This window comes from Streptomyces parvulus (assembly GCF_014648855.1).
GTDB lineage: Bacteria > Actinomycetota > Actinomycetes > Streptomycetales > Streptomycetaceae > Streptomyces > Streptomyces parvulus.
In genome coordinates, this window is the sequence record NZ_BMRX01000007.1 from 77,520 (window position 1) to 91,886 (window position 14,367).

The window sequence follows — 14,367 nt, forward strand, 5'->3', positions numbered from 1 at the left end:
CGAACGACATGACAACCACGGACGTCACACGGGTCGCCGTCCACCGGGAGGTGACCGACCGGAACGGGCGCGTCTACCGGGTGGGCGAGTCCGACATCGACATCATGGGGCGCAAGCGCAAGTGGATGGTGATCCTGCCCTGGATCGGCATGATGGGCATCTCCTCCGCCGAGTACGCGTTCGCGTCCGCGGAGGACACGCTCCACGAGGCACACAACTGGTCCAGCGGCAGCATCTACTGGATGATGACCGTCTGGATCTTCTGCCAGGCCGCGGTCGCGTTTCCGGCCGGGCGCCTGCGGGAGAACGGCAAGCTGCCGGCCCGCTGGGCGATGATGCTGGGCTCGGGCGGCACGCTGCTGGGCTATCTGTCGCTGGCGTTCGCGCCGCACGTCGTGCTCGCCTTCATCGGCTTCGGCGTCTTCAGCGGCATGGGCGCGGGCATGGTCTACGCGACCTGCGTCAACATGGTCGGCAAGTGGTACCCGGAGCGCAGGGGCGGCAAGACCGGCTTCGTCAACGGCGGCTTCGCGTACGGTTCGGTGCCGTTCGTCTTCATCTTCCACGGCTACATGGACGGCTCCAACTTCCGCTGGGTGCTGGTCTCGGCGGGTGTCTTCCTGGCCGCGATGGTGGCCCTGGCCGGCTTCTACTTCCGGGACCCGCCGAAGAACTGGTGGCCGGCGTCGATCGACCCGCTGAACCCGCCGGACGACCCGCGGGCCCGGCGCTCGCTGGAGAAGAACCCCCCGGCCACCAAGCAGTTCTCCCCGCTGGAGGCCTGGCGGACCGGCCGGGTGGCGCTGATGTGGTTCTGTCTCGCCTGCACCTCGGGCGTGAACATCTTCGGCATCGCCTTCCAGGTCGACATCGGCGAGGAAGCCGGCTTCGCGGCCGGGATCGTGGCCACGGCGATGTCGCTGAAGGCGATCGTCAACGGCACCGGGCGCGGGGTCATCGGCTGGCTCTCCGACCTCTACGGCCGCAAGCAGTGCCTGCTGTACGTGTGCGCCATCCTGGGTCTCGCCCAGTTCGGCATCATCTGGGCAGCCGAGATCCAGAACCTGCCGCTGTTCCTGTTCTTCTCCGCCGTCTCCGGCTTCGGCGGCGGCGCCATCTTCCCGATGTTCGCGGCGCTGACGGCGGACTACTTCGGCGAGAACAACAACGCCACCAACTACGGGATGGTCTACAGCTCCAAGCTCGTCTCGGGTCTGGGCGCGGGCATGGGTGCCGTGGTCGTGGGCGCGTGGGGCTACAACGGGGCGTTCATGCTGGCGGGCTGCATCTCGATCTTCGCCGGATTCGTGGCGCTGTTCCTGCAGCCGCCGGGACGGCCGGGGAACAAGCGCGTCACGCCCAATCCCCAGCCGCTCGGTGAGGGGTGACGCGTCCAAGCGCTCCCCTCGCACGCACGGGCGGCCCTTCCCGCGAGCTGCGGGAAGGGCCGCCCGTCCGTGCCGCGGTTCAGCAGCGCTTGCGCAGGGCCGCCAGGTTGTCGTAGCTGATCTTGGCCTCGCGCAGCGACTGCGCGGGGTCGGTGGCGCTCGGGGAGTTGTCGTCCTCGATCATCGGGTTGTGGTAGTTCCGGTCCCCGACCCGGGAGAAGAACGTGCGGTAGTCGATGACGCCGGTGCCGAAGGGCACCATGTCGTAGCCCTGGCCGTTGGTGGTGCTGACCACGCCGTCCTTGGCGTGGAACAGCGGGTAGCGCTTGTTGTTGCGGACCACGAGGCCGGCCGGGTCGAAGACCTTCTTGCGGGTCGAGCCGTCGTGGGCGGTGTAGGTGTGGAACTTGTACTGGGCCACGTGCGCCCAGAAGATGTCCATCTCCAGCCAGACCACCCTCGGGTCGGTGACCTTGAGGAAGTACTCCAGCTTCCGGATGCCCGAGCTGCGGGTCGGCCGGCCCTGGTCGTCCAGCGGGCCGCCGTCCAGCAGGAAGCCGTAGGCGCCGTCGTGGTTGTGGGTGTAGAGCTTGATGCCCTCCCGGTGGGCGATCCGGCCGAGCTCGTTCCACTTGTCGGCGGCCACGTCCCAGTCGGCGCGGTAGGAGCTGCCGGTGGGGTCGCCGCCGGTGCCCATGTGGTCCATGCCGAGGATGTTGGCGATCTCCAGGTGCTTCTTGAAGGTCTCCTTGTCCTCGGCGGTCAGCGGCCAGGAGGAGGGGATGAAGCCGTGGTTGCCCTGGGCGCGCAGGCCGTAGTCGTCGAGCCAGGAGCGCAGCAGCCGCGCGCCCTGGACCGACTCCAGGCTGGCGCCGCCCGGGGCGTTGGCGTGCTGGTTGTACCCGGCGAACTCGACCTGGCGGTAGCCGTGGCGGGCGAGCTGCTTGAACACCTCGCGGAAGCCGGACGGCAGGTCGGAGGCGAGGGGGTCGCGGGCGGTGGCGTCGCGGACGGTGTAGAGGATGATGCCGCGCCTGTCGGCGGGGACGAGGACCTGCCCGCGGCCGTGACCGTGGTCGTGGTCATGGCCGTGTCCGTGGCCGTGGTCTCTGCCGCGGTCCTGCGCGAGGGCCGGGGAGGCTCCGAACACGGGGGCCGCGACGGCGCCGGCGGCGACGGCGGTGCAGGTGGAGAGGAAGCGGCGGCGGCCCACGCCGAGGCTGCGGCGGAGGCTCTCGTCCGGGCCGTCGAGGGCCGGGTCCGTGCCGGAGTCGGTGCGGGAGGGGTCGGTGAACGGGCTCACGGTGCCTGCCTTCTGGGTCGTGGCCTGCCGCGATGCGGCTCGGGCGGGCCGTTGTCAGTGCCGTGTGTTTCACTCTCAGTAGTCGGATCTCGGAGGCGCGGATGCGGGTGCGTCAGTCGAGTCCGGCCAGCCGGAGCAGGAGTTGTTTCACATCGGTGGCCGCTACGCGGTCTCCGACAGCGCGGGGGGTGGAGCAGATGAGGAGCGGACCGTCGTCGTCGCTCGCGGGGAGGCGGCCGTGGCTGCCTCGAATAGGTGAGGGGTCCAGGGGCACGACCGCCATGCGGTAGCGCATGCCGAGCTTCTTGCGGGCCAGCGCGGAGGCGGCCTTGACCTTGACGTAGGGGTCGAGCGGGTCCATGAACAGCTCGACCGGGTCGTAGCCGGGTTTGCGGTGGATCTCGACGAGCTGCGCGAAGTCGGGCGCGCGGTCGTCGTCGAGCCAGTAGTAGTACGTGAACCAGGCGTCCGGCTCGGCGACGGCGACCAGCTCGCCCGAGCGCGGGTGGTCCAGATGCTGGGCCTTCTTACCCTCGTCGTCGAGGAGTTGGGCGATGCCCGGCAGGCCGTCCAGGGCGGCGCGGGTCGCGTCGAGGTCCTCGGGCCGGCGGACGTACACGTGGGCGATCTGGTGGTCGGCGACCGCGAAGGCGCGGGAGGCCATCGGGTCGAGGTACTCCATGCCGTCCTGTGTGTGCACCTCGAGGAGGCCGGCGCGGCGCAGGGCGCGGTTGATGTCCACGGGCCGGCTGACGGGGGTGATGCCGTACTCGGACAGCGCGACGACCGTGCGGCCCTCGGCGCGGGCGTCCTCCAGCAGCGGGGCGAGCGCCGTGTCCAGGTCGGCCGCGGCCTTCAGGGAGCGGGGGTCGTCGGGACCGAAGCGCTGGAGGTCGTAGTCCAGGTGGGGGAGGTAGCAGAGCGTCAGGTCGGGACGGCGGGTGGCGGTGATGTGCCGGGTGGCGTCGATGATCCACTGGCTGGAGACCAGGTCGGCGCCGGGGCCCCAGAAGTGGAAGAGCGGGAAGGTGCCGAGCTTGTCGGTGAGTTCGTCGTGCAGGGCCGGGGGCCTGGTGTAGCAGTCGGGTTCCTTGCGGCCGTCGGCGTAGTAGACGGGGCGGGGGGTGACGGTGAAGTCGGTGTCGGCGCCCATGGCGTACCACCAGCAGATGTTGGCCACGGTGTAGCCGGGGTGGGCGCGGCGGGCGGCGTCCCACAGCTTGTCGCCGGCGACGAGTCCGTTGTGCTGGCGCCAGAGCAGGACGTCGCCGAGTTCGCGGAAGTACCAGCCGTTGCCCACGATGCCGTGCTCGGAGGGGTGGGTGCCGGTGAGGAAGGTGGACTGGGCGGCGCAGGTGACGGCGGGCAGCACGGTGCCTAGCGGCGCCCGGGAGCCGGACTGGCCCAGCCGCTTGAGGTGGGGCATGTGGTCCAGGAGACGGGGGGTGAGGCCGACGACGTCCAGGACGAGGAGGGGGGCGGGGCGGGTCATGGCAGTTCCTTGAGGCCGAGGTCGGTCAGCAGGTCGCGGGCGAGGGTCAGCTCGGCGGCGATGCCGTCGGTGAGCTGGGCGCGGGCGCGGGGGCGCAGCTCGGGCGGGAGGGCCTGCCAGGTGTAGGTCTCGACCTCCAGATGGCGGGTGAGCGGGCGCGGTCCGCCGACCAGCCGGGTCAGCGCGGCCTTGAGCACGGGGAGGGTGGAGGTGAGCGGCGCGGCGGGGGCCGCGTGCAGGGGGACGTGGAAGTGGGCGCGCCAGGGTGCCGTGCCGGGCAGCGGGCCGTCCTCGGCCAGGGCCTCGTCGAGGTCGTCGGTGCCGAGCCGGCCGCCCGCCGGGGTGGTGGTCCGGGTCTGGTGCAAAAAGCGCGGTTCGGCGAAGGCGGCCAGTGCCCGGCGGACGCCGGGGTCGCCGGGGTGCTCGGCGTGCAGGGCGGCGGACAGCTGGGACTTGACGACGGGGACCCGGGCGTCGGTGAGGGCGTCCAGCGCGGTGTCCGGGTCTTCGAAGGAGGTGGCGAGATGGCAGGTGTCGACGCAGATGCCGATGCGGTGGTGGCCGATCGCGGTGAGCGGGGCGATCGCGTCGCGGGTGGTCTCCACGACACAGCCGGGTTCGGGTTCCAGGCCGATGCGGATGGAGCGGCCGGTCAGCTCCTGGAGCGCGTCGAGGCGTTCGGCGAGCGTGACGAGGGCGGCCTGGGCCTTGTCGGCGCGGGTCCCGTCGTAGGCGGTGCGCCAGGCCAGGGGCAGCGTGGAGATGGAGCCGTCCGTGACGTCGTCGGGCAGCAGTCCGGCGAGCAGGCGGGCGAGGGAGGTGGTGTGCTCCAGGCGTTCCGGGTCGGCCCAGTCCGGCTTGTAGACGCGGTACTTGACCTCCTCGGCGCCGAAGCCCTCGTAGGGGAAGCCGTTGAGGGTGACGACTTCCAGGCCCCGGCGGTCGAGTTCGGTGCGCAGGCCGCGCAGCGCGGCGGGGTCGGTGATCAGGGCGTGCGCGGCGTCGCGGGCGAGCCAGAGCCCGATGCCGAGGCGGTCGCGGCCCAGGCGGCGGCGGACGGGCTCGCAGTGGTCGCGGAGCTGGGCGAGGACACCGTCGAGGGTCTCGGCGGGGTGCACGTTGGTGCAGTAGGCGAGGTGGACGGTGGAGCCGTCGGGGTGCCGGAAGCGCATGGCTCACTCCCCTCCGCGCAGGATGGAGTTGCCCTCGTGGGTGGCGTCGGCGGTGGAGACGTCCAGTTCCAGGCGTCCGCTGAGCCCGTAGAAGGCGACGGGGTTGCGCCACAGGACCTGGTCGACGTCGTCCTCGGTGAAGCCCTCGGCGAGCATCAGGTCGCCGACCTTGCGGGTCTTGAGCGGGTCGCTCTTGCCCCAGTCGGCGGCGGAGTTCACCAGCACCCGCTCCGGCCCGTACTCGCGCAGCAGGGCCACCATCCGGGCCTCGTCCATCTTGGTGTCCGGATAGACGGAGAAGCCGAGCCAGGCGCCGCTGTCCTTGGCCTCCTTGACGGTGGTCTCGTTGAGGTGGTCGACGAGCACGCGGTCGGTGGGCAGCGCGGAGTCGCGGACCGCGTCCAGGGTGCGGCGCAGGCCGGCCAGCTTGTCGCGGTGCGGGGTGTGCACGAGGGCGGGCAGGCCGTGGTCGGCGGCGAGCTGGAGCTGAGCGGCGAGGGCGGTGTCCTCGGCCGGGGTCATCGAGTCGTAGCCGATCTCGCCGACCGCCACCACGCGGTCCTTGACCAGATAGCGGGGCAGTTCGTCGAGGACGGGGAGGCAGCGGGGGTCGTTGGCCTCCTTGGGGTTGAGGGCGATGGTGCAGTGGTGGGCGATGCCGTACTGGGCGGCGCGGAAGGGTTCCCAGCCGAGCAGGGCGTCGAAGTAGTCGCGGAAGGAGTCGGGTGAGGTGCGGGGCTGGCCCAGCCAGAAGGAGGGTTCGACCACGGCGCGGACACCGGCGGCGTGCATGGCCTCGTAGTCGTCGGTGGTGCGGGAGGTCATGTGGATGTGGGGGTCGAAGATGCGCATCAGGACTCCTTGCCGTGGGGGCCGGCGTTGCCGGGCGCGGGAGGCTCGGACCCGGTCAGGGCCAGGACGCGGTGGAGGTCTTCGGGGACGGTGCGGCCCGCGGCGGTGCGTTCGGCGGCGTAGCCGGTGAGCATGCGGGCGAGTTCGCCGTCCCCGCGGGCCCGGTCGGCGAGGTCCGTCACACGGTCGACGGCGACCCCGGTGAACAGGCACTTGAGCACGGCGTGCCGCCACTGGTGGGCGTCGAGGTGGCGGGCGGCGTACGGGCCGAGGGCGGCGGCGACGAGCCGGGTGTCGTTGGTGCGCAGCGCGTCCTCGACGAGCGGGAGGGCGTCGGGTCCGGGCACGAGGTGGGGCAGTGCGTGCAGGACGGCGCGGCGTTCGTCGGCGGTGCCCTGGGAGTAGACCCGGCTGAGGGCCTCCGTGTCCGCGCGGGCGGCGTGCAGGACGAGGACCCGGGCGGCGTCCGCGTGGGCGGGACCGCAGCGCCGGCCCGCCTCCGCGAGGCGCAGCTCCCACACGGAGATGGGGCCGTGCGTGCCAGGGTGGGCGGCGGCCTCGTCCAGGGCCTGGTCCAGCCAGGCGCGGGCGGCTCCGCCCAGCTCGGCGGTGAGGGCGGCGCGCAGGTCGGCGGGGACCGGGTGGGCGGGGTCGGTGCCTCGGCGGCCCTGCCCGGCGGGGTCGCCGTCCGCGCCCTGGGTGGGGGTGGCGTGGGTGGCGCGTTGCTGCGACATGGTGTGGCTCCCTTCAACGGGTGGCGGAGGGCTCGCCCGGACGGTTCGTGGGGGAGGTCGCCGCGGCCCGGCGGAGGAACGGGAGGGAGCGTTCGGCGAAGTGGGGGCCGGCGTGGGAGTGGCGGGGCAGTTCGACGACGGTCAGGCCCTGGTAGCCGGTGGCGGCGAGGGCGTCGAGGACGGGCGGGAAGTCGATCTCGCCGTCGCCGAAGGGGAGGTGTTCGTGGACGCCGCGCCGCATGTCCTCGATCTGGACGTGGCGCAGCCAGGGGGCGGCGGCGCGCACACAGTCGGCGGGCGGGAGGGGTTCGAGGCACTGGCAGTGGCCGATGTCCAGGGTGAGCCCGAGGTGCTCGGGGTCTCCGAGGACACCGCGCAGGGTGTGGAAGCCCGCCAGGTCCGCCAGGAGGTGGCCGGGTTCGGGCTCGACCGCGAGGGGGACGCCCGCGTCGGCGGCGGCCTCCAGGACCGGGGTGAGGGACTCCGCCAGCCGCTTCCAGGCCGTGTCCTCGTCGGTGCCGGCGGGGGTGGTGCCGCTGAAGCAGTGCACGGCGTGGGCCCCGAGGTCGGCGGCGACCCGGACGGCGCGGACCAGGAGGTCGGTGCGGCGGGCGCGGTCGACGGGGTCCGGGTCGAGCAGGGAGGGGCCGTGCTTGCGGCGCGGGTCGAGTACGTAGCGGGCGCCCGTCTCGACGGTGACGCCGAGGCCCAGGGCGTCGAGGCGGCGGCCGACCCGGCGGGTGCGGTCCGCGAGGTCGTCGCCGAGCGGGTCGAGGTGCATGTGGTCGAGGGTCAGGCCGACGCCGTCGTAGCCGAGGTCGGCGAGGAGGCCGAGGGCGTCGTCGAGCCGGAGGTCGGTGAGGCCGTTGGTGCCGTAGCCGAAGCGGAGGGGGGACGGCGGGGTGGCGCCGGGCGGAGGGACGGCGGCGTCCGGGGCGTGGCTCACGTGATGCTCACCTTCCTCATGGCGGCCCGTTTCGCGAACAGCCGGCCGGCCGGGGCCAGGGCCGCGATCAGGAGGGCGGTGGCGGGTGCGCCCGCCCGGGCGGCGAGAGCGGCCTGCAGCGGGATGGTGGCCCGGATGCCGCCGCCGACGGCGCGTTGGGTGAGCGGGGGCGAGGGGTTGAGCGCGGCGTGGAAGTAGGGACGGGCCGCGGTGGCGGCGTACGCGGCGCCCAGGGCGGTGGCGAGGGCGTCCGCGCTCCCCCGTCCGCCCGTGTCCCGGATGGGGCCCGGCAGACCGGGGGCGGCTGCTGCCCGCCGGCCTGCCGGGAGTCGGGTGCCGCGGCGGGCCGCCAGCCGGGTCAGTACCCCCGTCGTGGCGAGCGCCCCCAGCGGGGCGAGGACCGAACCGCCGGTGGTCTCCTTGCGGGACACGGCGGTGACCGCGAGGGTGTGGCTGCCGAGCAGGGCGGCGGAGGGCAGCGCGGTGCGGGTGCCGCCCGAGGTGGCGGCCGCGCCCAGGAGCAGGTCGAGGCCGCGGGCGGCGGCCATGGCGGCGGGGCCGGCCGGGGTGTGCTTGAGGGCGAGGTCGTAGGCCCAGACGGAGGCGGCCAGCGGCGCCGCCACGGTCAGCGCGGGGCGTCCCGCCGCGGCGGCGAGGGCCAGGCCGGCGCCGGTCAGGCCGCAGGCCGCGGTGAGGGCGGCGGCCGGGCGGATCCGGCCGGACGGGATCGGGCGGTGGGGGCGTTCCACGGCGTCCTCGGCACGGTCGGCCCAGTCGTTCAGGGCCATGCCGGCCTCGTACAGGCACAGGGACGAGCCGATGGCGAGCAGCGTGCGGCGGCCGGGGCGCGTCCCGGCCGCGGCGGCGCCGGCCAGGGCGTCGCCGGGGACGGTGAACAGGGCGGGCAGCCGCAGCAGTTCGGCCCAGGCACCGGCCCGCGCCGACCGGGCGGACCGTACGGGGGCGGTGCGGGGCGGCCGGCCGCCGGCGGGGGGTGCCGCGGCGTCGGCGGCCCGGTCGGTGCCGGCGGACGCCGTGACCGCGGCCCGGCCGGCCGTCGGCGCCCTGGAAGCCCCGAGCGGACCGGGCGGGTCGGCGGGACTGGGTGAGCTCGGCAGGCCGGGTGAGTCCGGCGGGACGGAGAAGCCCGCCGAGCCGGGATAGCCCGGAAGGCCTGAGAGGCCGGGAGAACCCGCCGAGCCCGAAGAGCCCGAAGAGCCCGCCGAGCCGGAAGAGCCGGGTGCGCCCGAGGCCGGCGAAGACGCCCGAGGTGCCCTCGCACCGCCGGTGGACGCGGACGTGCCCCGCTCCCCCGCGGTCCCCCGCCTCATCGTCCCGTCCCGCGCTCGGCGGCACCGCTCGCGTCGTCGCCGACGCCCCCGTCGTCCCGCAGCCGCCCCGCGAAGCCCCTCAGTTCCGCGTACTGCTCCGCCAGCGACGAGGGGCCCGAGCCCACCGGGTCCTTGAAGTAGAAGCCCAGCTCGCCCAGCGGTCCGGACAGGCCCTTCTCGTGGGCGCGGACGGCGAGCCGGGCCAGGTCGAGGACGAGCGGCGCGGCGAGCGCCGAGTCGCACCCCTGCCATGTGGTCTGGAGGACCATCCGGGCGCCGAGGAAACCGTCGAAGGCGATGTGGTCCCAGGCGGTCTTCCAGTCGCCGAGCGCGGGCACGTCGTCGATGTGCACCTCGCCCTCGGGCGCGGCGCCGAGCGTGTCGACGAGGACGCGTTCCTTGCCGGCGTTCTTCGCGGCGGCGGCCGCGGGATCGGCGAGGGCGGCCCCGTCACCGCCGCCGAGGAGGTTGGTGCCGGACCAGGCCCGCACGGCGAGGGCCCGCTGGAGGAACATGGGGCCGAGCACCGAGCGCAGCAGGGTCTGCCCGGTCTTGCCGTCGCGGCCCGCGTACGGGAGCCCGGAGGACTCGGCGAGCGCGGCCAGTGCCGGGTGGTGCAGGCCGGTGGACGGGGTGAAGTTGACGTAGGGGCAGCCGGCGCGCAGGGCGGCCGCCGCGTAGAGGGAGCTGGGCGGCAGGGAGTCGTCGGTGGGGGCGGGCTCGGTGGAGGCGACGTTCACGACGACGGCGCCCGCGAGATCCTGGCGGCGCACGAAGTCGCGGATGTCGGACGCGAAGGCGTCGATCAGCGCTTCCTGGGTGGGCGCGGGGGCGCCCGGCAGCGGGCCGCCCGGCCGGATCTCCCGGTCGGCGGCGACGAGTTCGGCGTGCACGGCGGACGGCAGTCCGTGCGGGAGCACACCGCCGGCGGCGAGGTGCTCGGCCCGCTTGGGCAGCGGGCAGTCGAGGGTGTCGTGCCCGCCGAAGACGAGCGACGACAACGATGGCAGACCGCACGAGGTGAAGGGCGCGGTCTCGGTGACCATGCCGGTGGCCGGGTGGAGCCCGGCGGCGACGGCGGCGCAGCCCGCGATCGCCGTGGTGGCCACGGAGCCGCGTGCCCCGATGAGCCAGACGCCGAAGCGCGGGGCCGTGGAAGGGGTGGGCAGGAACGGTTCGGCGGACATGGGCAGCCTCCTTGTCGTACGCGAACCGGATGTGAGCGCCGGAAGCGGGGGCCGGGCAGGGGGCCCGGCGAGACGGCGGGCGGAGGTCCGGCGTCCTCCGCCCGCCGCCGTCTGATCGCCCTTAGGAGGGCAGTTCCTTGAGCTGGATGTTGCGGAAGGAGACCTGGTCGTCGGCGCCGTGGTTCTGGAGGCCGATGTACCCGTCGGTCAGGCTCCGCTCGGGGTCCTTGTTGGTGAAGTCGTTGATCTTGACTCCGTTGAGGAACACCTGGAGGCGTTCGCCCTGGACCTTGATCTCGTAGGAGTTCCACTGGCCGGGCGGCCGCAGAACCTGGTCACGGGCCTTGATGTTCGCCGCCTTGAACGTGTAGACGGAGCCGGTGGTGCGGTCCGCCGCGTCCGTGGCGTCGATCTGGATCTCGTAGCCCTTGTTCACCGCGGACCAGGGGTCGTCGGAGGCGGGGAAGCCCACGAAGATCCCGGAGTTGTCGTCGCCCTGCATCTTCCAGTCGAGCTTCAGGGAGTACGACTTCAGCTCCTTGGCCTGGTACCACAGCAGGCCCATGCCGCCCTCGGACTCCAGGGCGCCGTCCTTGACGTTGAACTTGCCGGGGCCGGCCTGCTTCCAGCCCTCCAGGGTCTGGCCGTTGAAGATGTCCCGGTAGTCGGTGCTCGGCTTGCAGTCGGCCTTGACCTGGCCGGTGGCGTACTGCATGCCGCCGAGCAGGTGGCCGCGGAAGGCCTCCTCCGCGTAGGACTCCTTGGTGTGGCCGAGGCCGGTGTAGAAGGCGCGGCCGCCCTCGTAGGGCTGGCACCAGGCGATCGGGTGGTCGCCCTTCATGTTGCCGCCCTGGTAGGTGGTCTCGTCCAGGGTGGCGAGGACCTTGGCCCGCTCACGCGGGTTGGTGCGGTAGTTGTACAGCTCGTCCGTGTGCTCCCAGGCGTCGTCCAGGTGCGCGGTGGACGGGTGGTCGTGGTCCTCGACGCGGACGGTGGCCTTCTGGATGGCCGGGTGCGAGTCGAAGTAGGCGCCGACCAGGCCGCCGTAGAACTCCCAGTCGTACTCGGTGTCGGCCGCGGCGTGGACGCCCATGTAGCCGCCGCCGTTCTTGACGTAGTTCTCGAACGCCGTCTGCTGAGCGGCGTTGAGGACGTCACCGGTGGTGGACAGGAAGGCGACCGCGTCGTACTTGGCGAGGTTGGCGGTGGTGAACTGCCCGGCCTCCTCGGTCGCCGTGACGGAGATGCCGGCGGGGGCGCCGATCTCCTTGAGCGCGGCGATGCCCGCCGGGATGGAGTCGTGGCGGAAGCCGGCCGTCTTGGAGAAGACGAGGACCTTCTTGCCGGCCTTGAAGGGCTCGGTGGAGAACTCGAAGTCGTCCACGTCGTAGAGCGCGCCGTCGCCGCCCCGGAAGACCAGGTACACGTCGGTGGTCTTCTTGGGCAGGGCCCGCAGCGGTACGTCGACGTTCTGGAAGGTCTCCCAGCTGCCCGTCGGCGGGATGTACGCCGAGCCGTGCAGCGGGCCCTCGGGCGAGCCGGTGCGCACCTCGAGGTAGCCGCCGGCGCCGCCGGAGGAGGCGCGGACGGTCAGCTTCTTCTGGCCGTCGAACTTGTAGGGGCTGAAGGAGATCCAGTCCCCGTCCTCGATGTTGCCGACGGTCTTGCCGCCGTTGGCCCCGGTCTTGTCGATGACCGAGACACCGGACTGGCCGCCGAAGTGCTCGGCCTGGCGGTGCGGCGGCTGGATGACGGTGCGGGCGGTGCCGGTCAGGGCCTCCTGGCCGTTCGCCCCGCCGTCGGTGTAGCTGGCACCGACGACACCGTAGATGTTGGCGTTGGGGTCGTGGCCGCCGTCGCCGGGCGGCGGGTTGAGAGTGCCCTCACAGCCCATCTCGCTGGTCAGCTCGTGGGCGTGGGAGTCGTGGCCGAGGCTGTAGGCGACCTTGACCTTGGAGCAGTCGATCGTCTCCTCGGGGTCGGTGACCTTCACCTTGAACGGGATGGGCTCGCCCATCGGGAGCAGGGTGCCGTTGCCCGGGGTCTCGATGGTCACCGTGGGCGCGGTGTTGCCGACCACGACCCGGACGCTGGCGGTGCCGGTGTTGCCCTCGGGGTCCGTGGCGGTGAAGGTCGCGGTGTAGGTGCCGACCTTCTTGTACTTGTGGGTGGGCGTCAGGCCCTCGCCCTTGGTGCCGTCGCCGAAGTCCCAGCTGTAGGTGAGGTCCGGGGAGTCGGCGTCCTTGGCGCTCGCGGTGAACCGGACCTTGAGGCCCGCCGCGCCGGAGGTCTTGTCGGCGCTCACCTCGGCGATCGGGGAGAAGCCGTCCTCGGCGTTCTCGATCCGGTAGAGCGCGGAGTTCTCGTCGCCCTGGAACCAGGAGAGGCCGTAGTCGAGGATGTAGAGCGCGCCGTCGGGGCCGAACTCCATGTCCATGATCTGGGTGCCGGTCCACGGGAAGTCGTTGATCTTCGCGACCGTCCCGTCGGCGTTCTGCTCGATCCGCTTGATCCACTGGCGGCCGAACTCACCGGCGAAGAAGTCCCCGTCGTACTCCTCGGGGAACTTCACGCTGGACTCGAGGTCGGGGTCGTACCGGTAGACCGGGCCGCCCATCGGGGACTCGGAGCCGGTGCCGAACTCGGGCACGGAGGCGCCGTCGTACGGGATCCAGGCGGCCTGCGCGGGCGGCAGGTCGGTGAGGCCGGTGTTGTGCCGGGAGGTGTTCTTGGGCGCCGCGCAGTCGAACTTGGCACCGGACGCGCCGGTGGCGAAGTCGTAGGCGTTGTAGGCGTCGTTGTCGCCGGTGCAGTACGGCCAGCCGAAGTTGCCGGCCTCGGTGACCTTGGCGAACTCGACCTGTCCGGCCGGTCCGCGGTTCGGGTCGGCGGCGCCGGCGTCGGGGCCGTAGTCGCCGACGTAGACCGTGCCGGTCTCCTCGTCGACGTTCAGCCGGAACGGGTTGCGGAAGCCCATCGCGTAGATCTCGGGACGGGTCTTCTCGGTGCCCGGGGCGAAGAGGTTGCCCTCCGGGACGGTGTAGGAGCCGTCTTCGGCGACCTTGATGCGCAGGATCTTGCCGCGCAGGTCGTTGGTGTTGCCGGCGCTGCGGCGGGCGTCGAAGGCGGGGTTGCGGTCGGCGCGCTCGTCGATCGGCGTGAAGCCGTCGGAGGCGAAGGGGTTGGTGTCGTCGCCGGTGGACAGGTAGAGGTTGCCCTCGGCGTCGAAGTCGATGTCGCCGCCGACGTGGCAGCAGGTGCCGCGGGAGGCCGCGACGTCCAGGACCTTCTTCTCGCTGGCCGTGTCCAGCGTCCCGTCGGACTTGAGCACGAAGCGGGAGAGGCGGTTGACGCCGTCGAACTTCGCGAAGTCCGCGGCGGTGCCGGTCTCCGGGGCGTCGCCCGCGGGGGTGTCGAGCGGCGGGGCGTAGTAGAGGTAGATCGCCCGGTTGTTCGCGAAGTCCGGGTCGATGCCGACGCCCTGCAGGCCCTCCTCGTCGTGGCTGTAGACGTCGAGCTTGCCGGCGACCTTGGTGACGCCGCCCTGGTCGGTCAGGCGCAGTGTGCCGTCGCGCGAGGTGTGCAGGACGCTGCGGTCGGGGAGCACGGCGAGCGACATCGGCTCGCCCATCTCGGGTTCGCCCTTGGCGAGCGGGACCTGCTGGAACTGCCCCTCGGCGGCTGCCGGTTCGTCGTGCTCCGGGTGGCCTGGGTGGGCGCCGGCGACGGTGGCCGGGGCGCCCACGGCCAGCATCAGGCCGGTGAAGAGGGCGAGAGTGGTGCGGAGCCTGGGACGCCTCGTGGTCCTGGTGCCATTGAGTCTGGTTCTGTGCACGAAGTCCCTCCGGGAACGGGTGGGCCGTACGGATCGGGTGCGAAGGCGTGCGATGCGGGCGCCGGGGTGCGCCGTCACCCCGGAGGCGTGGGTGTCCTGAACACTTCAGGGACGGTAACCGCGTTCG

General features: G+C 72.8%; 10 protein-coding genes. 1 reads left to right on the forward strand and 9 read right to left on the reverse strand.

All coding sequences use genetic code 11. The features are described from left to right. The first annotated feature begins 8 nt into the window (after positions 1 to 8). A complete protein-coding gene (locus IE108_RS14580) occupies positions 9 to 1,388 on the forward strand; it encodes an OFA family MFS transporter (protein WP_064730701.1) in 1,380 nt (459 codons plus the stop codon). A 79-nt stretch (positions 1,389 to 1,467) separates the two neighbouring features. On the opposite strand, the gene IE108_RS14585 is transcribed toward IE108_RS14580, so the two are convergent. From IE108_RS14585 to IE108_RS14625, 9 genes are all read right to left on the reverse strand, one after another. After that, positions 1,468 to 2,691 (reverse strand): sugar phosphate isomerase/epimerase family protein, encoded by a 1,224-nt coding sequence (locus tag IE108_RS14585; protein ID WP_064730700.1) that lies wholly within the window; start codon positions 2,689 to 2,691, stop codon positions 1,468 to 1,470. 112 nt (positions 2,692 to 2,803) lie between these two features. Then, entirely contained in the window at positions 2,804 to 4,183 is a 1,380-nt protein-coding gene (locus tag IE108_RS14590; protein WP_064730699.1) for an alkaline phosphatase family protein, read from the reverse strand. Next, a complete protein-coding gene (gene eboE / locus IE108_RS14595; RefSeq protein ID WP_064730698.1) occupies positions 4,180 to 5,355 on the reverse strand; it encodes a metabolite traffic protein EboE in 1,176 nt (391 codons plus the stop codon). The genes IE108_RS14590 and eboE overlap by 4 nt, the downstream gene beginning before the upstream one ends. A 3-nt stretch (positions 5,356 to 5,358) precedes the next feature. Next, the gene (locus IE108_RS14600; RefSeq protein WP_064730697.1) at positions 5,359 to 6,207 is read right to left on the reverse strand and encodes a TatD family hydrolase; all 849 of its coding nucleotides are present in this window, start codon (positions 6,205 to 6,207) and stop codon (positions 5,359 to 5,361) included. Further along, positions 6,207 to 6,941 (reverse strand): EboA domain-containing protein, encoded by a 735-nt coding sequence (locus IE108_RS14605; protein WP_064730696.1) that lies wholly within the window; start codon positions 6,939 to 6,941, stop codon positions 6,207 to 6,209. Before IE108_RS14605 ends, IE108_RS14600 begins: the two co-directional genes overlap by 1 nt. A 13-nt stretch (positions 6,942 to 6,954) precedes the next feature. Beyond that, positions 6,955 to 7,887: a sugar phosphate isomerase/epimerase family protein gene (locus IE108_RS14610; protein WP_064730695.1), complete on the reverse strand. Its 933-nt coding sequence runs from the start codon at positions 7,885 to 7,887 to the stop codon at positions 6,955 to 6,957. Beyond that, positions 7,884 to 8,804 carry an SCO3242 family prenyltransferase gene (locus IE108_RS14615; protein ID WP_064732040.1) on the reverse strand — a complete coding sequence of 307 codons (921 nt, stop codon included), beginning with the start codon at positions 8,802 to 8,804 and terminating at the stop codon, positions 7,884 to 7,886. Before IE108_RS14615 ends, IE108_RS14610 begins: the two co-directional genes overlap by 4 nt. A 410-nt stretch (positions 8,805 to 9,214) precedes the next feature. After that, the gene (locus IE108_RS14620) at positions 9,215 to 10,405 is read right to left on the reverse strand and encodes an inositol-3-phosphate synthase (RefSeq protein ID WP_064730694.1); all 1,191 of its coding nucleotides are present in this window, start codon (positions 10,403 to 10,405) and stop codon (positions 9,215 to 9,217) included. A 121-nt stretch (positions 10,406 to 10,526) separates the two neighbouring features. Beyond that, positions 10,527 to 14,240 (reverse strand): ThuA domain-containing protein, encoded by a 3,714-nt coding sequence (locus tag IE108_RS14625; RefSeq protein ID WP_064730693.1) that lies wholly within the window; start codon positions 14,238 to 14,240, stop codon positions 10,527 to 10,529. Positions 14,241 to 14,367: the final 127 nt, after the last annotated feature.